The sequence below is a fragment of the Halomonas sp. FeN2 genome, assembly GCF_020595105.1.
Taxonomy (GTDB): domain Bacteria; phylum Pseudomonadota; class Gammaproteobacteria; order Pseudomonadales; family Halomonadaceae; genus Vreelandella; species Vreelandella neptunia.
The window spans coordinates 607975-633362 of the sequence record NZ_CP074200.1 but is presented as its reverse complement, the minus strand read 5'-3'; the positions used below and the strand labels follow the sequence as shown (position 1 = coordinate 633362).

General features: G+C 53.1%; 19 protein-coding genes and 3 rRNA genes. 14 read left to right on the top strand and 8 right to left on the bottom strand.

Going from position 1 to position 25388, the window contains the following annotated elements:
- Positions 1 to 10: 10 nt before the first annotated feature.
- Positions 11 to 748, bottom strand: a complete 738-nt coding sequence (gene arsH / locus KF947_RS03010) for an arsenical resistance protein ArsH (protein ID WP_287019053.1) — start codon at positions 746 to 748, stop codon at positions 11 to 13.
- Between the two features lie 151 nt (positions 749 to 899).
- Here arsH and KF947_RS03005 point away from each other — a divergent pair, with 151 nt between their 5' ends.
- Positions 900 to 1313, top strand: coding sequence for an arsenate reductase ArsC (locus KF947_RS03005; RefSeq protein ID WP_133732715.1), 414 nt, complete (start codon positions 900 to 902; stop codon positions 1311 to 1313).
- 24 nt (positions 1314 to 1337) lie between these two features.
- A complete protein-coding gene (locus tag KF947_RS03000) occupies positions 1338 to 3035 on the top strand; it encodes a methyl-accepting chemotaxis protein (RefSeq protein WP_227405412.1) in 1698 nt (565 codons plus the stop codon).
- Positions 3036 to 3119: 84 nt separating this feature from the next.
- On the opposite strand, the gene KF947_RS02995 is transcribed toward KF947_RS03000, so the two are convergent.
- On the bottom strand, positions 3120 to 4307 hold the full coding sequence (locus KF947_RS02995; protein ID WP_227405411.1) for an acetyl-CoA C-acyltransferase: 1188 nt from the start codon (positions 4305 to 4307) through the stop codon (positions 3120 to 3122).
- Positions 4308 to 4433: 126 nt separating this feature from the next.
- Between KF947_RS02995 and KF947_RS02990 the strand changes: the two genes are divergently transcribed.
- The 8 genes from KF947_RS02990 (at position 4434) to rlmM (ending at position 16551) form a co-directional block, all read left to right on the top strand.
- Complete coding sequence (locus tag KF947_RS02990; protein ID WP_133732712.1) at positions 4434 to 5003, top strand: TetR/AcrR family transcriptional regulator; 570 nt, start codon at positions 4434 to 4436, stop codon at positions 5001 to 5003.
- Between the two features lie 186 nt (positions 5004 to 5189).
- Positions 5190 to 6860 (top strand): AMP-binding protein, encoded by a 1671-nt coding sequence (locus KF947_RS02985; RefSeq protein WP_133732711.1) that lies wholly within the window; start codon positions 5190 to 5192, stop codon positions 6858 to 6860.
- An 80-nt stretch (positions 6861 to 6940) separates the two neighbouring features.
- Positions 6941 to 7708 carry an SDR family NAD(P)-dependent oxidoreductase gene (locus KF947_RS02980; protein WP_227405410.1) on the top strand — a complete coding sequence of 256 codons (768 nt, stop codon included), beginning with the start codon at positions 6941 to 6943 and terminating at the stop codon, positions 7706 to 7708.
- A 243-nt stretch (positions 7709 to 7951) separates the two neighbouring features.
- Complete coding sequence (locus KF947_RS02975; protein ID WP_227405409.1) at positions 7952 to 9757, top strand: acyl-CoA dehydrogenase C-terminal domain-containing protein; 1806 nt, start codon at positions 7952 to 7954, stop codon at positions 9755 to 9757.
- A gap of 583 nt (positions 9758 to 10340) precedes the next feature.
- Positions 10341 to 11874: ribosomal RNA gene (locus KF947_RS02970) — 16S ribosomal RNA — on the top strand.
- Positions 11875 to 12156: 282 nt separating this feature from the next.
- Positions 12157 to 15058, top strand: a 23S ribosomal RNA gene (locus tag KF947_RS02965).
- A 165-nt stretch (positions 15059 to 15223) separates the two neighbouring features.
- Positions 15224 to 15339 (top strand): 5S ribosomal RNA (rrf, locus tag KF947_RS02960).
- Together the 16S, 23S and 5S rRNA genes form the textbook arrangement of a ribosomal RNA operon.
- Before the next feature lie 141 nt (positions 15340 to 15480).
- A complete protein-coding gene (rlmM, locus tag KF947_RS02955; protein WP_223288165.1) occupies positions 15481 to 16551 on the top strand; it encodes a 23S rRNA (cytidine(2498)-2'-O)-methyltransferase RlmM in 1071 nt (356 codons plus the stop codon).
- A gap of 19 nt (positions 16552 to 16570) precedes the next feature.
- On the opposite strand, the gene KF947_RS02950 is transcribed toward rlmM, so the two are convergent.
- The gene (locus KF947_RS02950; protein ID WP_227405408.1) at positions 16571 to 16858 is read right to left on the bottom strand and encodes an antibiotic biosynthesis monooxygenase family protein; all 288 of its coding nucleotides are present in this window, start codon (positions 16856 to 16858) and stop codon (positions 16571 to 16573) included.
- A gap of 29 nt (positions 16859 to 16887) precedes the next feature.
- Here KF947_RS02950 and tusA point away from each other — a divergent pair, with 29 nt between their 5' ends.
- A complete protein-coding gene (gene tusA, locus KF947_RS02945) occupies positions 16888 to 17142 on the top strand; it encodes a sulfurtransferase TusA (protein WP_227405407.1) in 255 nt (84 codons plus the stop codon).
- Positions 17143 to 17260: 118 nt separating this feature from the next.
- Here tusA and KF947_RS02940 read toward each other — a convergent pair whose 3' ends face one another.
- The 3 genes from KF947_RS02940 to KF947_RS02930 all read right to left on the bottom strand — a co-directional run bounded on the left by KF947_RS02940 (position 17261) and on the right by KF947_RS02930 (position 20477).
- Positions 17261 to 17956 (bottom strand): hypothetical protein, encoded by a 696-nt coding sequence (locus tag KF947_RS02940; RefSeq protein ID WP_133732700.1) that lies wholly within the window; start codon positions 17954 to 17956, stop codon positions 17261 to 17263.
- Positions 17957 to 18065: 109 nt separating this feature from the next.
- Positions 18066 to 19055 carry a DUF3080 family protein gene (locus tag KF947_RS02935; RefSeq protein ID WP_227405406.1) on the bottom strand — a complete coding sequence of 330 codons (990 nt, stop codon included), beginning with the start codon at positions 19053 to 19055 and terminating at the stop codon, positions 18066 to 18068.
- Between the two features lie 3 nt (positions 19056 to 19058).
- A complete protein-coding gene (locus KF947_RS02930) occupies positions 19059 to 20477 on the bottom strand; it encodes an MATE family efflux transporter (RefSeq protein WP_227405405.1) in 1419 nt (472 codons plus the stop codon).
- Positions 20478 to 20582: 105 nt separating this feature from the next.
- Between KF947_RS02930 and KF947_RS02925 the strand changes: the two genes are divergently transcribed.
- On the top strand, positions 20583 to 21176 hold the full coding sequence (locus KF947_RS02925; RefSeq protein WP_227405404.1) for an elongation factor P hydroxylase: 594 nt from the start codon (positions 20583 to 20585) through the stop codon (positions 21174 to 21176).
- Positions 21177 to 21192: 16 nt separating this feature from the next.
- Entirely contained in the window at positions 21193 to 22494 is a 1302-nt protein-coding gene (locus tag KF947_RS02920) for a permease (RefSeq protein WP_227405403.1), read from the top strand.
- A 33-nt stretch (positions 22495 to 22527) separates the two neighbouring features.
- Here KF947_RS02920 and KF947_RS02915 read toward each other — a convergent pair whose 3' ends face one another.
- Both KF947_RS02915 and KF947_RS02910 read right to left on the bottom strand, forming a co-directional pair.
- A complete protein-coding gene (locus KF947_RS02915) occupies positions 22528 to 23007 on the bottom strand; it encodes a hypothetical protein (protein ID WP_227405402.1) in 480 nt (159 codons plus the stop codon).
- Positions 23008 to 23020: 13 nt separating this feature from the next.
- The gene (locus KF947_RS02910) at positions 23021 to 23905 is read right to left on the bottom strand and encodes a TatD family hydrolase (protein ID WP_413614118.1); all 885 of its coding nucleotides are present in this window, start codon (positions 23903 to 23905) and stop codon (positions 23021 to 23023) included.
- Positions 23906 to 24109: 204 nt separating this feature from the next.
- Here KF947_RS02910 and KF947_RS02905 point away from each other — a divergent pair, with 204 nt between their 5' ends.
- Positions 24110 to 25351 (top strand): ABC transporter substrate-binding protein, encoded by a 1242-nt coding sequence (locus tag KF947_RS02905; RefSeq protein WP_133732693.1) that lies wholly within the window; start codon positions 24110 to 24112, stop codon positions 25349 to 25351.
- Positions 25352 to 25388: the final 37 nt, after the last annotated feature.

Sequence of the window (25388 nt, the reverse complement as noted above, 5' to 3'; positions counted from 1 at the left end):
GAAGCTCCTATTAGATGGCGCGTTGATTAACCCGTTTGGAGACTTCTTCGGCGCTCTCTTTACGCTCCGAATAACGATCCGTCAGTACGTCGTTGCGGTCACGCACCAGTAGAGTGAATTTCAACAGCTCTTCCATGACATCCACGATCCGGTCATAAAACGGTGAAGGCTTCATCCGGTTTTTATCATCAAACTCCATAAAGGCTTTGGGTACCGAAGACTGATTGGGAATCGTCAGCATACGCATCCAACGCCCCAAGATACGTAGCTGGTTGACCGTATTGAAGGACTGCGAACCGCCGCAGACCTGCATGACGGCCAATGTCTTACCCTGAGTAGGGCGGACGCCACCCAAGGCAAGTGGTATCCAGTCTATTTGCGCCTTCATAATGCCGGTCATTGCGCCGTGACGCTCGGGGGAGCACCACACCATCCCCTCTGACCATTGGGCCAATTGGCGTAGCTCATCGACTTTGGGGTGACTGGCATCTTCAGCATCCGGTAATGGCAGTCCTCTGGGGTCAAAGACTCTTGTTTCTGCGCCCATGGCGTTTAGCAAACGCGCCGCTTCCTCAACCGCTAGGCGGCTGAAAGAGCGCTCACGCAGGGAGCCGTATAACAGCAATATTTTAGGTAAGTGTTCACTGCTATGTGGAATACCCAGCCGTTCGCTGCTGGGTGGTTCAAAGAGTTCAGCATCTATATTAGGCAGATCATCCAGGTCGGAAAAATCAGTCAGTGAGGTCATCGCGGTTTACTCGGATTGTGTCTTAATAGCTTGATGATTCCATCATATATGTTTTTACGTATATTTCTAGGTCAACTGTGTACCTGCAATATTGCCGTCATGAACCCGGCGTAGAGTGGCAGCCACTAACTACATAAGAGGCTGTTTATTTATGACGAAGCGCCGCGTGTTGTTCCTCTGCAATGCTAACTCTGCACGGTCTCTGATGGGGGAGGCGTTGCTTCGCCATTTGGCAGATGATCGTTTTGAAGCGTTTAGCGCCGGTTCTGAGCCGGATGAGCCCCATGCATTGACGCTTGAAGCGTTGCGCAAACACGGACTTCCCACCGAGGGCTTGCGCAGTAAGTCGTTGGATGAGTTTGAAAGCGAAACCTTCGATTTTGTCATTGTGCTATGCGACAAAGCCCAGCAAGCCTGCCGCGATTGGCAGGGGGAGGCGGACGAAGTTCTATCCTGGGATATTCGTGACCCTCGCTTGATCGGCAAGTCAGATGCTTATGAGCAGGCATTATTAGAGATTCGTCGGCGCCTGCAGCTCTGGCTGCCCCTCCACACATCTGTTTAATCTTACTGAAAGGGGCGGGTCGAGATGAAATGGATTAATAACTTAAGCGTCAAGGCAAGTTGGACGCTCGTATTAGTGGCCTTTAGCGGCCTTGTGGTTGTTATTGGCGCACTGGGTTTGTTCGCCAACCATTTTGGCCGTGAAGCATTCACATCGCTTCATGAACGGGATATGGCGCAAATTAGCAACCTGGATAGCGCCTACTCCCAGCTCTTGCGTGCGCGTATTCAGATGAATCGTGCGGCTGAGTTAATTCGTACTCCGTCGTTCGATCGACCTGACCCTCTGATAGAGGAAGCCCAGCGGTTGCTTGACGCGGCGACCGAGAATTTCAATCAGTTCACAGCCAGTGACTTTGATCAAGATCAGCAGGCGTTTGTCGATCAGTTAGCGTCGGACTTTCAATCATTCGTTAACAATAATCTCAGCCTTCAAATGATGATGCTTGAAGAGCGCGACGTATCTGGTTTTTTCTCGGGTGAGTCGCGAGTGGATGATAGTAGTCAGCACTTTGTGGCTAGCGCCGAGGCTTTTTTAGACGCTTCCGCTCAGCGGGGTAACGCCTTACTTATGCGCTTTGAACAGGTCTCCTCGCTACTTTTTTGGGGTGTGATTGCAGCGCTTGGTGCTGCGCTGTTGGTAGTGACGGTCGTGGTGTGGGGCGTGCGTAAAAACGTGCTTCGCCCATTGAAGACGATCACTGGGCACTTCCAGCGCATCGCTAACGGTGACTTGTCGGCGCCGGTAACGGCGCACTCAACCAATGAAATTGGTCAGCTATTTAGTGAGCTGGATAAGATGCAGCACTCTTTGACGGCCACGGTTAATCGACTTAATGCGAGTAGCCAGCAGGTATATAGCAATAGTCAGGAAATGACCGAGCAGAACCAGCTTTTAGCAAGCCAAACCGACACTCAAGTGTCAGCTTTGCAGCAGATGGCGGCGAGCTTGGAACAGCTAACCGCCACGGTGAATCAGAATGCTGAAAGTGCGGCCCACGTTAATCGGTCAACGGCGGATGTGTCCCACAAAGCACGGCAGGGTGATGAGGTAATTACCCAGTTTATCGCCACCATGGATGCGATAAATAATCACTCCGAAGAGATCCAAAGCATTATTCGCATGATTGAAAGCATTGCTTTCCAAACCAATATTTTAGCGCTCAATGCATCGGTTGAGGCTGCGCGTGCCGGTGAGCACGGTCGTGGGTTTGCGGTGGTCGCCAATGAGGTGCGTGCGCTGGCAACGCGCAGTGCCAGTGCCGCCAGCGATATTCGCTCGCGCATCGAAGCGTCGAGTGCGAGTGTCCAGCAAGGTAGCGTATTGTCTCAGCAGGCTGGTGAACATACACGGGCGATTATGCAGGCGGCGAGTAATGTGGACACGCTGATGACGCAAATTACCCATGCTTCTGAAGAGCAGCGGCGAGGCATTGAGGAGGTCAATCAGGCGGTTACCCAAATCGATACCACCACCCAAGACACCATGCGCTTAGTCAATCAGGCGGCCCAGAGCGCAGAGGTGTTATCCCAGGAAGCCTTGCAAATGCGTGAGTATGCCGGTCAGTTCAGTGTTGCTGGTGAGGTGGTAGAAGCAGGCCGACATAATGCCAAGGATAATGACGTCGAATATCCCGAATGGGAGCAGCTTTGCCAAGATGGATCAGCCATAGCACGGCCCCTAAAGAGTGAGCGTAAAGCTCGCTTGCTGGCCGCTTCATAGAATCAACCACTGGTTGGGCTTAACGCCCTGGCTGAAACCCTGCCAGGGCGTTAAACAAAATTATTTAACCCAGAAAATCTCTGACTAATCGATTAGCTCGACGGCGACAGCCGTTGCCTCGCCACCGCCAATGCATAAGCTGGCAATGCCGCGTTTGCCGCCTTTAGTGCGCAGGGCATGAATGAGCGTGGCGATGATGCGTGAGCCGGTAGAGCCAATCGGGTGTCCTTGGGCGCAGGCGCCGCCAAACACATTGACTTTGTCGTGGGGCAGGCCCAAGTCATCCATGGCCATCAGTGTCACCACCGCAAAGGCTTCGTTAATCTCGAATAGGTCTACGTCATTCACGCCCCAATCGAGCTTTTTCATCAGCTTTTCAATCGCACCCACTGGCGCGATGGTGAACTCGCTGGGGTGTCGAGAGTGAGTCGTGTGGCCTAGCATACGCGCTAGCGGCTTAATGCCTTGCTGGTCTGCAGCTTCCTGACTCGCCAAGATAAGTGCCGAAGCGCCATCGGAAATTGAGCTGGCGTTGGCGGCAGTAATCGTACCGTCTTTGGCAAATGCGGGGCGCAGCTGGCGGATTTTATCGAGCTTAGCTTGGAAGGGCTGCTCATCGTGTTCGACAAGGGTTTCGCCCTGACGAGAGGTGACCATCACCGGCGCCATCTCTGCGCTTAGGTGGCCCGCGTTGGTGGCAGCCATGGCGCGCTCAAGGGACGCAATGGCAAAATCATCCAGGCGCTCCCGTGTGTAGCCACGCTCAGTAGCCACATCCTGGGCAAACACGCCCATTAATTTGCCGGTTTCGGCGTCTTCCAGCCCATCCAAAAACATATGGTCTTTAAGCTCGCCGTGCCCCAGTCGATAGCCACCCCGCGCCTTGGTAAGCACGTGAGGGGCGTTAGACATGGACTCCATGCCGCCAGCCAGCAAAATATTGCCACTGCCCGCCTTGATTAAATCGTGGGCAAGCATCGTGGCCTTCATGCCCGAGCCGCACAGCTTGTTGATAGTGGTGGCGCCATTGGCATCTGGAATGCCGGCTTGGCGCATTGCCTGCCGCGCTGGGCCCTGCTTCACACCGGCGGGCAGTACACAGCCCATAATGCCCTCGGTGATCAGGGCTGGGTCAATTCCCGCCTCTTCAATGGCCGCTTTAATGGCGACCGCGCCAAGCTGTGGGGCTGTCATATTTGCCAGGCTGCCCATCATGCCGCCCATCGGCGTGCGTTTGGCAGCGAGAAATACAACATCGGTGGCGTTGCTCATGGCCAGTCTCCTTCAGGATTATTGTGATTATCATGTCAAGTGGTTGTTGATACGTTGACCCGTAGGCGGTGCTGTGGTTCTCTCCAAAGTAACCAAGCAAGCGCTAGTGTAAATAACATGAATGTAATGAATGCATCCCCTCGCCGCAAGGAACTGACGCGCCTCGCTGCTCAGCTATTCGTCCAAGAGGGCTTTGATCGCACGACGGTGCGCATGCTGGCGCAGGAAATGGGTATTAAGTCCGGCAGCTTGTTTCATCATTTTAAAGATAAGCAGGAAATCCTCGCTGCGGTCATTGAAGAGGGCACTCAAAATGCCTTAATGATTGCGCGAAAAGCGCTGGACGAGTGCTCTGCAGAGCCTGAAGTGCGGCTGCGCGTTATGGCACGTGCCCATCTCGAAACCCTCTTTACCGATCGCAATGCCCATGTGGTGGCACTCTTTGAGTGGCGTCGACTCGACCCAGCAGCCAGTGCTCATTTGAGCCACTTGCGTGATGCTTACGAGGCGCTGTGGGTCGCTGTTATTGATGATGCTTTGGAAGCTGGCTTGATCCATGGCGACCGTTTTCTTGTCTCGCGTTTTGTTTTGGGGGCGCTGAACTGGACAGTGCGCTGGTACGACCCCAACGGGCCACGCTCGCCTGATGACCTCGCTGACGAGCTGGTCGCCATGATTATGCCCACGTCTGCTTAATACTCCGACAACAGCCTCGACCAACGTCTAACGTTACAGCTTATATCAGTGCTTGCTCTCTGAGTCGTTTGCTTTTAGCGTTGCTATTATCTTTTAGCTTACGTTAACGTCAACGGATAAATATAACAACACTGCTTGCGCTTATTCTCACTACGAGCTCATTTCCAATAACATAAGAGAGCCATCATGACAGCGACATCACAATCACTGCCCGACTACCATCACTACCTCGATAACTTTTCCGTGGATAGCGTTATCGCCCGTCTGGATGACCACCAAGACAGTCTGCTAAATGCCTTTGAGGCCTGCTGTGGGCGTCATGTGCGCTCTGGCCGCGGCGATGTGCTGGCGTTGGTTCAAGAAGACTCTCAAGGCGATATGCATACACTGAGCTACGCCGAGCTAGATGAGCAGAGTGCAAAGTTGGCAGGGTGGTTTCAGTCCCAAGGGTTGAGTCAAGGCGACCGCATTGCCTGCATGCTGCCACGCACACCACAGTTACTGGTTGCGGTCTTAGCAACATGGCGTATTGGTGCGGTTTATCAGCCCCTGTTTACTGCCTTTGGCCCCGATGCGGTGGACTATCGGCTAGGCCGTGCTGGCACCAAATTGGTGATTACGGATCACGCTAACCGCTATAAATTCGATGGCCTTAGCCAATGCCCGCCGGTATTGGCGGTGGGTGGGGCGACCAGTGAGCATGCTGAGGATCACGACTGGCAGGCGGCGTTGACGCATACGTCAATGAGCGGCAAGCCGCCGAGGCTAGCGCCTGAAGCGCCATTTCTGCAAATGTTTACCTCTGGCACCGTAGGCAAGCCGAAAGGCGTTGCCGTTCCATTGGCAGGGATGACCGCTTTTGCGATCTATATGGAGCTGGCCATTGATCTGCGTGACGATGACCGCTTCTGGAATATGGCCGACCCCGGTTGGGCTTATGGTCTCTATTATGCGATTGCCGGGCCTTTACTGCTTGGAGTGACGACGCATTTTTGTGAGGCAGGGTTTAGCGCCGAAGGGGCACTGGCGTTTATGAAGCGCCACCACATTACTAATTTCGCTGCCGCCCCCACCGCCTACAGGCTGATGAAGGCGTCAGGTCTGTTTGATGACGCCCATGAAACGCTTGAGCTGCGTGCGGCTAGCTCGGCGGGTGAACCTCTAAATACTGAAGTAGTGACCTGGGTCGAGAAGTCGTTGGGTTGCCCGGTTATGGATCATTATGGCCAGACCGAAACCGGCATGACGTGCAACAACCACCATGCCCTTGACCATCTCAAGCATGTGGGCGCAATGGGCGTGCCGATGCCGGGTTATCGCCTGGCGATTTTGGACGCGGAGTATAAAGAGCTGCCTGCCGGTGAACCGGGTGTCCTCGCCGTCGATATCAAGAACTCCCCGGCGCACTTTTTTCAGGGCTACACCTGGCAAGAGAAGAACCCCTTTGTGGAAGGTTATTACCTGACAGGCGACGTGGTTATTCGTAATGAAGACGGTACCTTTCAATTTGCCGGGCGTGACGACGACATTATTACCACCGCGGGTTACCGGGTGGGGCCAACGGACGTAGAGAATAGTGTGATGACGCATCCTGCGGTCGCCGAGTCAGCGGCAGTGGGGCAGCCTGATGAGATCCGCGGCGAGGTCATCAAGTCCTATATCGTGCTCCGCGAAGGCTATGAGGCCAGTGACGAGCTGGCTGATGAAATCAAACAGCGAGTGCGTGAGCGGCTTTCGACCCACGCTTTTCCGCGCATTATTGAGTTTGTCGATGAGTTGCCTAAAACCCCCAGCGGCAAGATTCAGCGCTTTAAATTACGTGCCCAGGCCGTAGAAGAATCCAAAGCAAGTGAATAGCCAAGTGAAATGAAAAGACGAGCAAATAAAGCCACCACTATATATAGCAACCATCCATTACAGCCTTGGGGAATACGGAAATGCAGGTTAAGGAGAGTACGTTTTTAATTACCGGGGCTGCCTCTGGTCTTGGGGCGGCTACCGCTGAGCGCTTAGTCGCTGCAGGCGCTCGCGTCGTGTTATGCGACTTAAACGACAGTGTCAATGCCCATGCCCAGCAGTTAGGGTCAAACGCGCGCGCCATTCTGGCGGATATTACCTCGGGTGAGCAGATGCAGCAGGCCGTAGATGCGGCGGTAGCGCTGGGTGGCGAGCGCGGGCTTTCAGGCGTGGTTCACTGTGCGGGTGTGGTTAGCGTGGCTAAGCTGGTTGATCGCGAAGGCAGCCCGGCTGACTTAGAAAGCTATATGAAAACGATCAATATAAACCTGGTAGGCACTTTTAACGTCATGCGACTTGCGGCTGCTGCCATGGCTAAAAACGCGCCTAATGAGAATGGTGAGCGTGGGGTGATCATTAATACCGCCTCCATTGCTGCTTTTGATGGGCAGGTGGGGCAGTGCGCTTATAGTGCCTCTAAAGCGGGTGTTGTGGGTATGAGTTTGCCAGCGGCGCGGGAATTGTCGCGTCATGCTATTCGGGTAATGGCCATCGCCCCTGGCGTATTTGAAACGCCGATGATGAGCGAAATTCCTGACGAGGCGGCCCAGGCGCTAGCGGCGGCGGTGCCTTTTCCTAAGCGTTTAGGTAAGCCAGACGAGTTTGCTCAATTAGCCGAACAGATTATTACCAACCCCATGCTCAATGGCGAACTGATCCGCTTAGACGGTGGCATTCGCATGCAGTAAGTCGGTGGCAAGTAGGTAAAAGAAAAATAAAACAACTCGTCGGCTTTTGGCTGGCGAGTTTTTTATTATTTGCACCAGGGGGTTATTGGTTGGGCGACCAAAGTTCTAGGGTGTTTTTAGGCTAAATTCAAACGCCCGCTTGACTCTGGGGGGCGCTCGCGCTAATTTTCAAACATGTGTTTGAAAGCTCTCTGCCATTAAGAGTTGCTTGGCTTTCAATCCCCCTTTCTTAGGAGAAGTGCGATGCCCAGCTATCAGGCCCCTATTCGTGATATGCGTTTCGTTATGGACGAGATGCTTGACTACCCTGCTCACTACGCGCGCCTGCCAAGCGGTGACGATGCGTCGCCAGATGTTGTCAGCGCTATTTTGGAAGAGGGGGCACGCTTCGCCCGCGACGTACTGCTGCCGATCAATCAGAGTGGCGATGAAGAAGGATGCCTACTGGAAGGGGGCGAGGTCAAAGCGCCTAACGGTTTCAAAGAAGCCTATCAGCAGTACGTAGAGGGTGGTTGGCCGAGCCTGGCCGCCGATCCTGCTCATGGTGGTCAAGGGCTGCCGCCTTCATTGGCGATGCTGCTGTCAGAAATGATCTGCGCCACTAACCTGGCGTGGGGCATGTACCCAGGGCTCTCCCATGGTGCAGCGGATGCATTGCGCCACCATGGCACGGATGAGCAGAAGGCAACGTACCTTACCAAGCTGGTTGAAGGGGTGTGGACCGGCACCATGTGCCTAACCGAACCGCATTGCGGTACTGACCTCGGATTGATCAAGACGCGGGCAGTGCCCGCCGATGGCGATGCCTATGCGATTACCGGTACCAAAATCTTTATCTCCGCCGGTGAGCATAATCTGGCTGAAAATATCGTCCATTTGGTATTGGCAAAACTGCCCGGCGCACCGGAAGGCTCTAAAGGTATTTCGCTATTTGTAGTGCCCAAGTTCTTGCCTGATGCTCAAGGTAATGTGGGTGAGCGTAATGGCGTCACCTGTGGTTCGCTTGAGCACAAAATGGGCATTCATGGTAATGCCACCTGCGTGATGAACTTCGATGACGCAACCGGCTATCTGGTGGGTGCCCCGAATAAAGGCTTGGCGTGCATGTTCACCATGATGAACGCTGCGCGTCTTGGGGTGGGGATTCAAGGGCTGGGGCTGATTGAAGCCAGTTTCCAGAATTCATTGAGCTATGCCCGTGACCGGTTACAGATGCGCGGCTTATCGGGCAAGCAGGCTCCTGAAAAGCCCGCTGATCCGATTATCGTCCACCCTGATGTGCGCCGCATGCTGCTGACCCAGAAAGCCTTCGCCGAAGGCGGGCGTATGTTGGTGCTTTATACCGCGCAAATGCTCGATGTGGTGGAGCATGGTGAGCCGGGTGAAGAGCGAGATCACGCCGAAACCCTGCTTGGCTTGCTAACCCCTATTGTTAAGGCTTTCCTGACCGAAGTTGGTTTTGAAAGCACCAACGAGGGCGTGCAGATCTACGGTGGTCATGGCTTCATTAAAGAGTGGGGCATGGAGCAACTGGTACGCGATGCTCGTATTACTCGACTCTATGAAGGTACTACCGGTATCCAGGCGCTTGATCTGCTGGGTCGTAAAGTACTCATGAGTCAGGGGGAATCGCTGAAGGTATTCACCAAAGAGATCCATAAGTTCTGTAAAGCTGAAGCCGACAACCCTGCGCTAAAAGAGTTTGTTGTGCCGCTCGCCAAGCTGAATGCTGAGTGGGGTGAGCTGACCATGGGCGTGGGTATGAAGGCAATGCAAGACCGTGAAGAAGTAGGTGCGGCGAGTGTTGATTACCTTATGTACTCAGGCTACGTCACCCTGGCGTACCTGTTTGCTCGCGCGGCCAAGCAGGCGTCTGTTTCTCTAGAAGGTGACGATAAGGCCTTCTACGCCGCTAAATTGAATACCGCTCGCTTCTACTACCAGCGGATATTGCCGCGCACCAAGGCTCATGCACAGATGATACAAGCAGGGGCTTCCAGCCTGATGGCCATCTCCAGCGAAGATTTTGGTCTGGGATTTGAAATTTAATTAACGGCTAAAATGTGAAAAGAGCACTCTCTGGTCAGGCGTTCTGATCGGTGGTTTGCGGCAGAAGGGTAGCCTTCTGCCGCTTTTTTATACGCAATAACTTCTTTTACTTGCTATCTTATTAGTCAGGCCTTAAAGTACGCATCCGCTGCCGGGGACGCCAAGCGTTACCAGCGGTGAATGAAGTGTAAAAGCTTCGGTTTGTCAGGTAGTTAGTGCTTTTACGAAAGCCAGCGGTTTTGGATGTGGTCAGGTTTGCATCGAAAACAACGCCCTTGACAAACACCAGGAAATGCGTAGAATACGCCTTCCTCGCTGAGGCAAGCCAAGTCAACGGCAGCCCGGTTGCTTTCACAGCAACCTAACAGCGAAACAGCTCTTTAACAATTTGATCAGGTAATTCATGTGGGCGCTTGCTGATGTTGGTGACAAATCACCCAATATCAAGGCAAGCGACTCAAGCAATAAGGTTTTAAAGGATTCGTCCTTTGGAATCTGTTTTGAATGAATTCGTTTGAACCTTGAGCCAAGTTTGGTTCGCTTCTGTCACTTTCGAGTGGCGGGTAAGAACCGCATAGATCTTAAACTGAAGAGTTTGATCATGGCTCAGATTGAACGCTGGCGGCAGGCCTAACACATGCAAGTCGAGCGGTAACAGATCTAGCTTGCTAGATGCTGACGAGCGGCGGACGGGTGAGTAATGCATAGGAATCTGCCCGGTAGTGGGGGATAACCTGGGGAAACCCAGGCTAATACCGCATACGTCCTACGGGAGAAAGGGGGCTCCGGCTCCCGCTATTGGATGAGCCTATGTCGGATTAGCTAGTTGGTGAGGTAATGGCTCACCAAGGCAACGATCCGTAGCTGGTCTGAGAGGATGATCAGCCACATCGGGACTGAGACACGGCCCGAACTCCTACGGGAGGCAGCAGTGGGGAATATTGGACAATGGGGGGGAACCCTGATCCAGCCATGCCGCGTGTGTGAAGAAGGCCCTCGGGTTGTAAAGCACTTTCAGCGAGGAAGAACGCCTAGTGGTTAATACCCATTAGGAAAGACATCACTCGCAGAAGAAGCACCGGCTAACTCCGTGCCAGCAGCCGCGGTAATACGGAGGGTGCAAGCGTTAATCGGAATTACTGGGCGTAAAGCGCGCGTAGGTGGCTTGATAAGCCGGTTGTGAAAGCCCCGGGCTCAACCTGGGAACGGCATCCGGAACTGTCAGGCTAGAGTGCAGGAGAGGAAGGTAGAATTCCCGGTGTAGCGGTGAAATGCGTAGAGATCGGGAGGAATACCAGTGGCGAAGGCGGCCTTCTGGACTGACACTGACACTGAGGTGCGAAAGCGTGGGTAGCAAACAGGATTAGATACCCTGGTAGTCCACGCCGTAAACGATGTCGACCAGCCGTTGGGTGCCTAGAGCACTTTGTGGCGAAGTTAACGCGATAAGTCGACCGCCTGGGGAGTACGGCCGCAAGGTTAAAACTCAAATGAATTGACGGGGGCCCGCACAAGCGGTGGAGCATGTGGTTTAATTCGATGCAACGCGAAGAACCTTACCTACCCTTGACATCTACAGAAGCCGGAAGAGATTCTGGTGTGCCTTCGGGAACTGTAAGACAGGTGCTGCATGGCTGTCGTCAGCTCGTGTTGTGAAATGTTGGGTTAAGTCCCGTAACGAGCGCAACCCTTGTCCTTATTTGCCAGCGAGTAATGTCGGGAACTCTAAGGAGACTGCCGGTGACAAACCGGAGGAAGGTGGGGACGACGTCAAGTCATCATGGCCCTTACGGGTAGGGCTACACACGTGCTACAATGGCCGGTACAAAGGGCTGCGAGCTCGCGAGAGTCAGCGAATCCCTTAAAGCCGGTCTCAGTCCGGATCGGAGTCTGCAACTCGACTCCGTGAAGTCGGAATCGCTAGTAATCGTGAATCAGAATGTCACGGTGAATACGTTCCCGGGCCTTGTACACACCGCCCGTCACACCATGGGAGTGGACTGCACCAGAAGTGGTTAGCCTAACGCAAGAGGGCGATCACCACGGTGTGGTTCATGACTGGGGTGAAGTCGTAACAAGGTAGCCGTAGGGGAACCTGCGGCTGGATCACCTCCTTAACCGATGCGTCACAGTCGGTAAGCGTCCACAATGAATTACCTGATCAGATAGCTGTTGTATGAGCAGTGATAAGCGAATGCTTTTCTAGCTTAGAAAAGAAAAAGGTCTTCTTTTTAAAGTGAAAAACGCTTATCACTGCTTATAGCAGTCGCTCTTTAACAATGTATATCATGCTGACAAGAACACTTCGCAAGAAGTGCTTCTTAAATTGTGATACGCGTCAGCGTATCCGGCAAAATGAAACGTGATTATTGCGAACCCCAGACTCCTTCGGGTTATAGGGTCAAGCAATTAAGCGCACACGGTGGATGCCTAGGCAGTCAGAGGCGATGAAAGACGTGGTAGCCTGCGATAAGGTTCGGTGAGGTGGCAACAACCTGTGACCCGGACATTTCTGAATGGGGAAACCCACTGGCCATAAGGTCAGTATCTTACACTGAATACATAGGTGTAAGAGGCGAACCAGGGAACTGAAACATCTAAGTACCCTGAGGAAAAGAAATCAACCGAGATTCCCCTAGTAGCGGCGAGCGAACGTAGATCAGCCCTTAAGCATGTGAATGATTAGGCGAACAGATTGGGAAGTCTGGCCGTAGCGGGTGATAGCCCCGTAGTCGAAAATCTGATCATGTGAAATCGAGTAGGTCGGGGCACGAGAAACCTTGACTGAAGACGGGGAGACCATCCTCCAAGGCTAAATACTCCTGACTGACCGATAGTGAACCAGTACCGTGAGGGAAAGGCGAAAAGAACCCCGGAGAGGGGGAGTGAAATAGATCCTGAAACCGTGTGCGTACAAGCAGTAGGAGCAGACTTGTTCTGTGACTGCGTACCTTTTGTATAATGGGTCAGCGACTTATATTCAGTGGCGAGGTTAACCGTATAGGGGAGCCGTAGGGAAACCGAGTCTTAACTGGGCGACACAGTCGCTGGATATAGACCCGAAACCGAGCGATCTATCCATGAGCAGGGTGAAGGTTGAGTAACATCAACTGGAGGCCCGAACCAGGATCTGTTGAAAAAGATTTGGATGACTTGTGGATCGGAGTGAAAGGCTAATCAAGCTCGGAGATAGCTGGTTCTCCTCGAAAGCTATTTAGGTAGCGCCTCACGTATTACCGCCGGGGGTAGAGCACTGTTTCGGCTAGGGGGGTCATCCCGACTTACCAACCCGAGGCAAACTCCGAATACCGGTGAGTAGAGCGTGGGAGACACACGGCGGGTGCTAACGTCCGTCGTGAAAAGGGAAACAACCCAGACCGTCAGCTAAGGTCCCGAAATCCTGGTTAAGTGGGAAACGATGTGGGAAGGCTCAGACAGCTAGGAGGTTGGCTTAGAAGCAGCCATCCTTTAAAGAAAGCGTAATAGCTCACTAGTCGAGTCGGCCTGCGCGGAAGATGTAACGGGGCTAAACCAGGTACCGAAGCTACGGGTGAGTTCATATTTCGATATGGATTCGCGGTAGAGGAGCGTCGTGTAAGCCAATGAAGGTGAATTGAGAAGTTCGCTGGAGGTATCACGAGTGCGAATGCTGACATGAGTAACGATAAAGGAGTGAAAAACTCCCTCGCCGGAAGACCAAGGGTTTCTGTTCGACGCTAATCGGAGCAGAGTGAGTCGGCCCCTAAGGCGAGGCCGAAAGGCGTAGTCGATGGGAAACGGGTCAATATTCCCGTACCGGACATGGTTGCGATGGGGGGACGAAGAAGGCTAGGTGAGCCAGGCGTTGGTTGTCCTGGTGAAAGTGAGTAGGCTTGGATCTTAGGTAAATCCGGGATCCTTTAAGGCCGAGACACGAGATGAACTGACCACGGTCAGGAAGTCACTGATGCCACGCTTCCAGGAAAAGCCTCTAAGCTTCAGATCATGTGCGACCGTACCCCAAACCGACACAGGTGGTCAGGGTGAGAATCCCAAGGCGCTTGAGAGAACTCGGGTGAAGGAACTAGGCAAAATGGTGCCGTAACTTCGGGAGAAGGCACGCCGGCGTAGGGTGATGAGACTTGCTCTCTAAGCCCGAACCGGTCGAAGATACCAGGTGGCTGCAACTGTTTATTAAAAACACAGCACTCTGCTAACGCGCAAGCGGACGTATAGGGTGTGACGCCTGCCCGGTGCCGGAAGGTTAAATGATGGTGTTAGCCGCAAGGCGAAGCTCTTGATTGAAGCCCCGGTAAACGGCGGCCGTAACTATAATCGATCCTAAGGTAGCGAAATTCCTTGTCGGGTAAGTTCCGACCTGCACGAATGGCGTAATGATGGCCACGCTGTCTCCACCCGAGACTCAGTGAAATTGAAATCGCCGTGAAGATGCGGTGTACCCGCGGCTAGACGGAAAGACCCCGTGAACCTTTACTATAGCTTCACACTGGACGCTGATGTTGCCTGTGTAGGATAGCTGGGAGGCTTTGAAACTCGGACGCCAGTTCGGGCGGAGCCAACCTTGAAATACCAGCCTGGCATCATTGGCGTTCTCACTCAGAATCCGTTATCCGGATCGAGGACAGTGTGTGGTGGGTAGTTTGACTGGGGCGGTCTCCTCCTAAAGAGTAACGGAGGAGCACGAAGGTACCCTCAGCACGGTCGGACATCGTGCATTGAGTGCAAGAGCATAAGGGTGCTTGACTGCGAGACAGACACGTCGAGCAGGTGCGAAAGCAGGTTCTAGTGATCCGGTGGTTCTGTATGGAAGGGCCATCGCTCAACGGATAAAAGGTACTCCGGGGATAACAGGCTGATACCGCCCAAGAGTTCACATCGACGGCGGTGTTTGGCACCTCGATGTCGGCTCATCACATCCTGGGGCTGAAGTCGGTCCCAAGGGTATGGCTGTTCGCCATTTAAAGTGGTACGCGAGCTGGGTTTAGAACGTCGTGAGACAGTTCGGTCCCTATCTGCCGTGGGCGTTGGATGTTTGAGAAGGGCTGCTCCTAGTACGAGAGGACCGGAGTGGACGACCCTCTGGTGTTCCGGTTGTCACGCCAGTGGCATTGCCGGGTAGCTATGGTCGGACGGGATAACCGCTGAAAGCATCTAAGCGGGAAGCCCCCTTCAAGATGAGACATCCCTGAGGCCTAGAGCCTCCTGAAGGGCCCAGCGAGACCAGCTGGTTGATAGGCACGGTGTGGAAGCGCTGCAAGGCGTTGAGCTAACGTGTACTAATGGCCCGTGAGGCTTGACCCTATAACACCCAAGGGGTCTGGTCGTGATGATGACGTTAAGGTTGAGAGATCAACAGAAAGCCGGATATGCAGCGTGCGGCCCAGGCAACATAACGCCAGGGCGGCAGGCAATGAGACGATCACAATGTAGTTAAAACAGTCAGCATGATGTACATAGCCAGTTACGCCTGACGACCATAGCACGCGTGAACCACCTGATCCCTTGCCGAACTCAGAAGTGAAACCGCTTAGCGCCGATGGTAGTGTGGGGTCTCCCCATGCGAGAGTAGGTCATCGTCAGGCACTTATTTAACGAAGAACCCAGCCAACCGGCTGGGTTTTTTGTTTGCGCGAAAGAAAATAAAAAGTGTTGGATAAATGCTATGATGCGCCCCAATTAATTAGGTAGCCCACACCGTTTGTGATGGGCGGAATCGAGGTGAAGTGGTGAGTGAAACGGTACCTACATCATGGCTAGTTTACTGCCGTCCTGGGTTTGAGAGTGATGCGCTTGCGGAACTGCAGCATCACGCAGCATTACAGGGCATCCCCTGTGAGTCATCTCATGGGGAAGGGTGGGTAAGCTTAACGCGTGTTGATGGCGAAGCGGTTAATGATTTGCACCGCCAGGCAGCGTTTAAAAAGCTGATTTTCGCACGCCAGAGCTTAGCGGCCTTGCCTGCGCTCACTCTTTCCCGTGACGACCGTCTTACCGCTATCTTGGAACAGGTTAAAGCCAGCCGTTGGAGCTTTGAAGAGATTTGGCATGAAACGCCGGATACCAACGATGGTAAAGCGCTGGCCGGGCTGATTAAGGCACTTACCAAGCCGTTGGAAAGTATGTTGAAAAAACGTGGTGCGTTAAGGCGCAGCGCGGGCGCACGACGTTTACATATTTTCTGGACTGACGGTGATCAAGTGCAGCTGGCGATGAGCTTCCCAGGCAACCGTAGCGATTTGATTAATGGTATTCGTCGGCTGCGCTTTCCCTCTCGTGCGCCTAGCCGCTCAACGCTGAAGTTGGAGGAGGCGTGGCACGAGTTTATTCCTAGGGATGAGTGGGATGTGCGGCTAGCACCGCATATGCAAGCAGCTGACTTAGGGGCCGCTCCAGGAGGTTGGACGTGGCAGTTGGTTCAGCGCGGCATGTACGTGTATGCCATCGATAATGGCCCAATGGAATCACAGTTGATGAAGACTGGGCAGATTGATCATCTCAAAGAGGATGGCTTTACCTGGGAGCCACCACAACGTCTAGACTGGCTGGTGTGCGATATTGTTGATAAACCAGTGAGAGTGCTAGCCATGGTGGAGCGATGGCTGATTCGTAAATGGTGCAAAGAGGCGATCTTTAACCTCAAGTTGCCCATGAAAAAGCGCTGGGATGAGGTAACACGTTGTCTAACGGCGTTGGAAGAGTCGCTGGAAAAAGCGGGTGTGCATGCCAACGTATCATGCCGTCACCTCTATCACGATAGGGAAGAGGTAACGGTGCATGTGAGACTTAGGGATTAACGCTAGTAAAACCTCATGTTTAATAGCCTGGCTCGTAAATCCGGATAGTTTCATCTTCGGTTAACAGCGGTAAAATACGCTGCATGGCCATTATCCGCGCTTCGCTTGAGTGCCACTCCTTCCAAGCGCGGAGGTCACGCCATTTGGTAATCATCAGTCGGCGATCGGTATGACCCAGTTCTACCAATGTTTCACCACTGATAAAGCCCCTTACGCCTAGAGAAACGCGCATTGCCTCCCGCGCTGCTTGCTCAAATTCTTCTTCAAGACCGGGCATAATTCGCCGTTCGATGATAACTTTAATCATACTTTCTGTTTCCTACATCGAGGATATTGATGGCTGATAATACGGGTACGTTACCCAACGTTGATGCGGTATTGGACACCACAGGACTTTACTGCCCAGAGCCGATTATGCTGATGCATAACAAAGTGCGCGACATGAGCCCAGGCCAAGTGCTCAAAGTGATTGCCACTGACCCAGCCACCACGCGAGATGTCCCCAAGTTTTGTCAGTTCTTAGGGCACGAATTGCTTGAGCAGGACACCGCCTCTGAGAATAACTACCTCTACTTTATTCGTTTAGCATAACCCGTTGAGCTAGCCCTTAAGATAGCCCTTCGAAATAGCCGAGAACCCATGCGAGGCTCAAATCAAAATCAACTCATTGATGTTGGCCTCGCTCACAAAGCGACGTTAAGGCACTCGATTAATCACTGGCCACAACCATCATGGCTAGCGCATCAAGTGTCTCTGGATCTTCTTCCAGAATGCGGTTGGCGATATGGCGCTGGAAAAAGTAAACGGTTTGATGGCGGGTATGAGCGCTGTAGAGGCACTTATCCCCTAACAAAATCGGCGTCATCGCCGCTTTGTTCTCGTCGGCAAGGAGCGCGTCAAGGCTACCGTCGCTGTAGAGACGCCAGCCGTAAACGGGCTTCATATGCCAGGGTGAATCGGGGTGATTCATGCACAGTGCGTGGGTGCCCAGAGTATCGGGGATTTGCTGAATAAGGGTGACTTCGCCAGAAGCCTCATAATCAAAGTATTCAGCCGCCGCAACTAGCTCGTGGTATTTGTGATCCGGTGGCGTATCAAAAATTTCTTCCGTTTCAGGATCACGATAACCTACGAAGTAGCCATTTTCCTGGCTATTCAGATCATGGCAGGCTGCCAGGCTTTCCATCCACGGCACCAAACCGATGACGGTACCGTCCTCTCTTAACCCCCAGGCCAAAATAGGCAAGCCATAGTAGGCGTCGGGACTCGCAGCGAGCTGGTACACCATCTCTAAGCCATCTAGCTCAGGGGCTAAACGGACAAGGCACTTTTGCGCCTGCTGACGCTGGCGCACAGTTTCCAGGTCGATGACCTGGGCAGAGCGGGGTGACAAGGATGCGCCCATTGTGTCCCTCCTTATGCTGCGTGGTCATCAGATTGGCAAAGCCGATTCATTTGCCTCTCATATCCACAAATAGCACAACTTGCTCATAAGGTTAAGGGTTCTGCACTTTTTAATTATCTGAGCAGGTTGGAAAGCGAGCTCGCAGCGCTTGATGCTCAGAGAGCGCTTGCAGAAACTGGCTCCAGGGAGCTTGGTCATTATCCAGCGAAAGCCAGCGTTTCTGATAGCGTTGAATCGCTATTGGCTTGCTTACCTGCTGTGCGTCAATTAAGCGATTGATCGCCGTTAGCCACTGCTGGGCAGCGTTTGCCAAGCGTTCAAGCGACGGCGATTCCCAACGGCTTAAGCAACGGGTGGTATCACTCTGCCGAGCTAACAATGCATTCGCTTCTGTTAAGCGTTGGGTGTCGAGTAGCAGGGCGCGCAACACCTCAGCAGTCAATGGCCGCTGTTGCAGGGTTTTCAAATGGTTTTCAAGGGTAGAAGAGTCCTGCTGCCAGTCGAGATCAAACTGGTGATCCGTCATTTGCTGTAAGTAATCAATCGCTTCAAGCTGACCAGTAATAGTGGTTTCATCGACGTTCGATAAAGGCTGGCTCGCTCGTGAAAAGCTTTTAACCCACTCACTGGAATCAAAAATAGCGTTCCAGCTGACCGTGGGTAACTGTGCCGTTTTGGTCGTGGTTAATCGAATTAGGCGCGTTCTATCTTCATCGCTTAACTGTTCGGGTACCTCGCTATTTAAACAGGCGCTAAGTCGCTGCCATAGCGTGCGCTCATATAACCACTGTTGGCTAGGTGGAGCTACACGCCCCAGTTGATTGTTTCGTGCAGCGACTAGCGAAGTGATTTGGCACTCGCGCAGCGCGTATACATTCAGCAGGCTGTCCCGGGTTTCGGGAATATCTATAACCCGATCGGAGCGCTCAGGGAAGTCGCCAATATTTCCCGGGTCAGTTCTTTGAATGTTTGATAGTGCAAGGTCATCGGCGAGTTGCTGATGATAACGCTGCCACTGCTGCTCAGCGGGGTTATCCCCACAGCCAGCCAGTAGGGTGCTTAGGGTGATTGCTAGAGAAAGGTTTCTCCATTGAGCCATGCTTTACCCCCGAAGGCTAATACGCTGTAAACGCCAGCCAAGTAGCAGTGCTGCGGTACTCAAGCCTGCAACCAACCCAATCCAGTAGCCATGAACCCCTAGAGGGGCAACCATATCACCCACTCCATAAGAGCCCAGCCAGTGGCCGCCACCCAAGCCTACAATCCAGTAGGAGAGCACCGTAATCACCATCACAATGCGGGTATCTTTATAGCCGCGTAAAGCCCCTGCTAAATTAACCTGTAACGAGTCTGAGAGCTGAAAAATAACGGCTAAAGCAATGATCGAGAGCGCTAGCGCCTGTATCTCACTATTAGAGGTGTAAAGTGCGATTACCGGTTCGGCGCTAACCCACAGTACGAGGCTGTTAATAGCGGCAATGATGACGCTTATGACAATTCCATTCCAAGCGACTTTGCGGGCTAGTGCTAAGCGCTGCTGACCTAGCGTATTACCGACTCGTACGGTTAGCGCCATGCTCAGCGACAGGGGCAGCATAAACAGAATGGAGGTGAAGCTGAGCGCTATTTGGTGGGCACCTACCGTGACTTCACCAAAGCTGGCAATGAAGAGTGCAATCAGCGTGAACAGGGTGACTTCAACAAAAATAGCCACGCCAATGGGAACGCCCACCACCACTAATTCACGTATACCTAGCCATTGGGGCGGTGTCAGTTTGTGCCAAATCGCAACGCTTTTATAAGTATTTCCCCTGCGCGTGTAGTAGGCCATCGCCAGCGCCATCGTCCACATGGAGAGCGCCGTCGCAATGCCACAGCCAAAAGCGCCCAAGGCAGGTAACTGTTGCAAACTAGTGGGAACCCAGGGGCCAAATAGATCAACCAAGCCATCGCCGCCGTAGATCAAGAGGTAGTTGGCAGGAATATTCACGCTTAAACCGACCAAGCTGATCCATAGCGCCGGACGGGTATGATTCATGCCATCAGAGAATGCTCTAAGCGCCTGAAAGAGGGCGATCCCCGGCATGCCAAAGGCGACGGCTGACAGATAGGCGGCAGACTGGCTGGCGACCGCTGGCGGCACGCTCATCAATTCAAATATCGGCATGATGGCCGACCAAAGCAGCACCGCCGCGGTAACGCCTAGCAGCAGCGCGACCCAAAGCGCCTGATGAACGGCCGGACGAATAGCCTCATGGCGCTGCCCTCCCAGCAAATGCGCCACAATCGGAGTCAGCCCCATTAAAGTGCCCGTCATAAAAAGCATGAGTGGCATCCACAGGCTCGAGCCCACCGACACAGCGGCAAGGGACGTGGCGTTATGCCGACCGGTCATCATGACATCGACGACACTCATCCCTGCCTGAGCCAACTGTGCACCGCAAATAGGCAGTGCCAAGTGCATCAACGTTCGTGTTTCTGGCCAATAAACCGGTTTAATTTGCTGAGTAAAGCCGCCCACTTGTTGGCTCCTAAAGGGGAAAAGTTGCTGTGAAAGGCCGCTATATTAGCAGGAGCGACTCTCTTTTGGGGGTAGCCGTTAGCTTGTATTAATCGAGTGGGTATAATGCCCCAAAATCAGTATCAAACGGGGTCAATTGTGAGTGACAGGCAGGAGCGGTGGACGCTCGAGGATATTACCGCGCTTTTTGACGGGATTTTTGCTGAGCGCTATCAAACCCGATTGATCCGGGGCGGGGATGAGCCTCTCTATCGGCCCGCTAATAGCGAAACGCCTTATCATCAGGTTATCTTCGCGCGGGGCTACTATGCCAGTGCGCTGCATGAAATCAGCCATTGGTGTATTGCGGGAGCACAGCGGCGCCAACAAGAGGATTACGGCTACTGGTACTGCCCTGATGGGCGCGATGCTGAACAGCAAAAAGCGTTTGAGCAGGCTGAGATTGCGCCACAGGCATTGGAGTCTATCTTCACCCGCGCCTGTGGCCGTGTGTTTCATGTCAGCGTGGATAATCTAGGCGGTGATATAGAGGTAGATATAGAGACCTTTGCGATGCGTGTAGAGGCCCGTGCCCAGCGCTACCAACACGAGGGTTTGCCTCTCCGCGCTGAAGTTTTTCGCCACGCCTTGGAGGCTTACTATCAACAAGGATTTTCCCGCCAGTTGGCTATCGCTCAAGGCCTACATAGGTTGTTGTAAAGGCGGTAAGGCGTCTATGTTGAGACTGTCGCTTGAAAAAAAGCGCCAATTGAAACTAATCACTCTGACTAAGGACGATTCAATGGCTGATTTTTTTACATCATGGAATGAAGCGGCCATAACCAGTATCGGTTTTTTTTGGATGGCACTGTGGGCTTTTGTACTCGGTTACATCATTAGCAGCCTTATTCAGGTGCTAGTGACCAAAGAGCGTATGCAGAAGGTAATGGGTAAGGATGGCCCAAGAAGCGTTGCATTGGGTACATTTTTTGGCTTTCTTTCAAGTTCCTGCAGTTTTGCCGCGTTAGCGACTACTCGCAGCATTTTTCAGAAAGGGGCAGGGTTGGCGCCAACAATGGCTTTTATGTTGGCTTCCACCAACTTGGTCATTGAGCTGGGTATGGTGATCGCCGTCTTTCTCGGCTGGCAGTTTGTTGTTGGGGAATATGTTGGCGGTATTATGCTGATTCTGGTTACCTGGATGCTTATCAGGATTACGCGTCCACGTCGACTTGAAGCCCAGGCCCGTCGAAGAGTGGGGAAGCCGGAAGGTGAGGGTGAGCAGGTAGGCAAAGATTGGAAACAGAAAATCTCTAGCCTTCAAGGATGGAAAGATATTGGTCAGACTTACGTCATGGAATGGCAGATGGTTTGGAAGGATGTGCTGATTGGTTTTACAGTGGCTGGGATAATCTCGGCCTTCGTTCCAGATGTTTTTTTTCAGACATTGTTCATTGGCTCGGGTGGCGAGAATAGTGCCAATCCTGGTTTTCTATCGGTACTGGCACAAACTATTGTCGGCCCGGTTGCCGCCTTTTTCACCTTTATCGGCTCCATGGGAAATATTCCTTTGGCGGCAGTCCTGTTCGGCCAGGGCGTCACTTTCGCCGGGGTGATGGCATTTATCTTTTCTGATCTTATCGTACTGCCTGTACTGCGTATTAACGCCACCTACTATGGTTGGCGTATGGCTCTTTACCTACTAGGACTGATGTTCGTGGGTATTGTTTCGGTTTCGCTAATTCTGCACTATGCATTGGTTTTTATGGGGTTGTTGCCGGACTTCGCCAGTGCCACAGCGCCGGGGGATCGGGAGTTCTTTAAGGTTAATTACCAGCTTTTCCTTAACATTTTTTTCCTCATGTTGACGGCCGTTATGTTCTGGTTCTGGAAACTCTCCCTACAGGAGCACCATGATCATGGCCATGAAGATCACCACGACCACGGCGGAGCATCGTTGACCGACAAGGTGCTAAAAGTGCTAGTGGTGATCGCGGCTTTCTGGCTCCTAGGTGGGCTGGCCGTCTCCTTGCTGTAATGGAAGGGGCCCTTAATGAACATGTGCTACTGCTTACTCCTCATCGGTCAGGCGCTGATGCATCGATAGCATCACTTCCAGCTCATGCTCTGGGCGCATCGGCTCTAAGCCCAGCTCACTGAAGGTTTCGCGCCGCTGGCGGTGCCATTCGCCTGGGGTAATCGAAGGGTAGAGCACCGACGCCGGGGCTAATTCCACGAAGGGGTCTAGCCCGTAGGTGTCGAACAATCGCGCCAGTGCCGCTTCGTCGTCGCCGTTGTCGCTGGTATACAGCGTGGCGGAGAAGTGATCGTTCTCCAGCTCGCGAATCACCTCTAGCGGGCTAACGCCCAGGCTCTCTAGCTCTTCCATGCTATAGGCGCCCATTGCGTTGGTATCTTCTTTGATCCAGCTATCGTCTGGCTGAATCAATGTCTGCTTCACCCGGCCATCGGGTAGCGACCAGGCAATGGCTAGCGGGAGCCCATCGTCTTCGCCCGTTTCAATGGCTATAAACCCTGGATAATCGGCCACGCTAATACTCCTTTTAAGATTCCGTGGAAAGACGGAAAAAACGCTGGGCGGTCTGTGTGGTTGCCGCACCTAGCTCAGTTTCGCTCATACCGTGCCACTGGGCGATCTCGCGGACAATCCACGGTAGCAACGCCGGTTCGTGTCGGCGACCCTTTAACTTCGCCGGCAGGTTGCGGGGCAACAGATAAGGGCAGTCGGTTTCTACCATCAAACGCTCTAAGGGTATATCGCTTACCAGTGGGCGCAGGTGATGACCGCGGCGCTCGTCGCAAATCCAACCGGTCAGGCCTATATGCAAGTCTAGGTCGAGATAACCAAACAGCGTATCGCGGTCAGCGGTAAAACAGTGCACTACCGCATGACTGATGTCGTCTCGCCACGCATGCAGGATTTCGCGCATACGCTGGCCCGCATCGCGTTCATGTAAAAACAGCGGCAAACCGCTTTCTACTGCCAGAGCCAGCTGCGCTTCAAAGGCACGCTCCTGCTCCTTGGGCGTCGAGAAGTTGCGATTAAAATCCAAACCACACTCGCCTACGGCGACGACTTCCGGCATGGCATGCAGGGCTGCCATGGCGCGCTCAAGGTTATCATCCCAGCGACTGGCGTCGTGGGGATGCACTCCCGCTGTGGCGTAGAGGCCAGGATACTGCTTGGCAAGCGCAACCGCTTGCTCTGCGTGGGCAAGGTCGGTGCCGGTGACGATCATGGTCGTTACCTGCGCCGCCTGGGCGCGCTGGATAACCGCCTCCAGATCACGCCCGAAGCTATCGTGGGTCAAGTTAGCGCCAATATCCACCAAGGGGGCGCTAGGCCGAAACTGTAGTGCTTCGGGTAAAAAGTCATCGGCATACGCGGTGTCCAAAGGTGTCTCCCGTTCAATATGCAAAGGCACCATTGTAACGGTATGCGCAAGTATCGACTAATGGTGTGTTAAAGACGATGGACGCAAGGAAATGGCACGAATTGCAAAAAAACTGGCTCGATAGGTAAACAGCTAGCGCTTATTAGCGCCTAAGATGAACGCAAGCTATGGCGTGCTACGTCGCTGCGATTGATTCAGTAACACCCTTTAATAACAACAAAAGAGAGCCACATAATAATGCCAATATCTCCTCGTTTATCTCACAGCTTTGCTACTTCCACTCTCGCCGCTGCCATTCTGATGGCCAGCTATGCGCCCACTACTTTTGCTGATGAGGGTATCTCTGATAACGAAATCCGCATTGGCTATTTAGCCGATATGTCCGGCGTTTATCGCGACCCCATTGGCCCATTGGGTGAAGACGCTATCAATATGGCGATTGAAGATATGGGCGGCAGCGTCAATGGGGCCAATATTGTGGTGTTTAGCGCCGATGACCGTAATAGCCCCGATGTAGGCTCAAGCGTCGTGCGTGAGTGGATCGATGAGCGCAACGTCGATATGGTCACCGGGCTGGTGGCATCTTCTGTCACTCTGGCGGCGGTGAGCCTGCTGGAAGAGGCGGATAAACTTGGACTGGTCAATGGCGCTGTCTCTTCAAGCATTACCAATGAGCACTGTTCGCCCAATCATATTCACTGGGTTTATGACACCTGGGCGATGTCCAACGGAACGGCAAAGGCAATTACCGATGAAGGCCACAAAAATTGGTATTTGTTAAGCGCTGACTACTCCTTTGGCCATGCACTGGAAGCCGACGTCACACGCGTAGTGACTGAAAATGGCGGCACCATCGTGGGCAGCGCTCGCCACCCTTTCCCCAGCAGTGACTTCTCCTCTTTTATGCTCCAGGCCCAGGCGTCTGGCGCTGATGTCATTGCGCTAAATAACGCTGGCGGCGATACGATTAACGCGGTTCAGACAGCAGGGGAATTCGGCATTACCCAGGCAGGGCAGATTCTGGCGGGCATGGTGCTGTTTAGTACTGATATACGCAGCATTGGCTTAGAGAACGCTCAGGGTCTGCAGTTCACAAAAGCGTGGTACTACGATCTAAACGAAGAAACCCGGGCCTGGGCGGAGCGTTTCCGTGAGCGTACCGGCAGCATGCCTACCATGGTACACGCGGGTCTCTATTCCAGTACTCGCCACTACCTTGAAGCGATTGAAGCTACCGGCACCGATGACACCCAAACCGTCCGTCAGCAAATGGCCGATACCCCCATCAACGACATCTTCGCCACCGATGGCTACATCCGTGAGGATGGCCGCATGGTTCACGATATGTATTTAGTAGAAGTGAAAACACCTGAAGAGTCGCAGGATGAGGATGATCTCTTTCATGTTATTCGCACCATTCCTGCAGAAGAGGCCTTCCGTCCGCTTTCAGAGAGTGTCTGCCCGCTGGTAAACAGTTAAGTCTTTGCCAACTCATTACAACAACTCAGAGGATTTG

Bases quoted from the DNA above. Each gene is read 5' to 3' on its own strand.
- arsH (WP_287019053.1), bottom strand. From the start codon at position 748: ATGACCTCACTGACTGATTTTTCCGACCTGGATGATCTGCCTAATATA.
- KF947_RS03005 (WP_133732715.1), top strand. From the start codon at position 900: ATGACGAAGCGCCGCGTGTTGTTCCTCTGCAATGCTAACTCTGCACGG.
- KF947_RS03000 (WP_227405412.1), top strand. From the start codon at position 1,338: ATGAAATGGATTAATAACTTAAGCGTCAAGGCAAGTTGGACGCTCGTA.
- KF947_RS02995 (WP_227405411.1), bottom strand. From the start codon at position 4,307: ATGAGCAACGCCACCGATGTTGTATTTCTCGCTGCCAAACGCACGCCG.
- KF947_RS02990 (WP_133732712.1), top strand. From the start codon at position 4,434: ATGAATGCATCCCCTCGCCGCAAGGAACTGACGCGCCTCGCTGCTCAG.
- KF947_RS02985 (WP_133732711.1), top strand. From the start codon at position 5,190: ATGACAGCGACATCACAATCACTGCCCGACTACCATCACTACCTCGAT.
- KF947_RS02980 (WP_227405410.1), top strand. From the start codon at position 6,941: ATGCAGGTTAAGGAGAGTACGTTTTTAATTACCGGGGCTGCCTCTGGT.
- KF947_RS02975 (WP_227405409.1), top strand. From the start codon at position 7,952: ATGCCCAGCTATCAGGCCCCTATTCGTGATATGCGTTTCGTTATGGAC.
- KF947_RS02950 (WP_227405408.1), bottom strand. From the start codon at position 16,858: ATGATTAAAGTTATCATCGAACGGCGAATTATGCCCGGTCTTGAAGAA.
- tusA (WP_227405407.1), top strand. From the start codon at position 16,888: ATGGCTGATAATACGGGTACGTTACCCAACGTTGATGCGGTATTGGAC.
- KF947_RS02940 (WP_133732700.1), bottom strand. From the start codon at position 17,956: ATGGGCGCATCCTTGTCACCCCGCTCTGCCCAGGTCATCGACCTGGAA.
- KF947_RS02935 (WP_227405406.1), bottom strand. From the start codon at position 19,055: ATGGCTCAATGGAGAAACCTTTCTCTAGCAATCACCCTAAGCACCCTA.
- KF947_RS02925 (WP_227405404.1), top strand. From the start codon at position 20,583: ATGCCCCAAAATCAGTATCAAACGGGGTCAATTGTGAGTGACAGGCAG.
- KF947_RS02920 (WP_227405403.1), top strand. From the start codon at position 21,193: ATGTTGAGACTGTCGCTTGAAAAAAAGCGCCAATTGAAACTAATCACT.
- KF947_RS02910 (WP_413614118.1), bottom strand. From the start codon at position 23,905: ATGGTGCCTTTGCATATTGAACGGGAGACACCTTTGGACACCGCGTAT.
- KF947_RS02905 (WP_133732693.1), top strand. From the start codon at position 24,110: ATGCCAATATCTCCTCGTTTATCTCACAGCTTTGCTACTTCCACTCTC.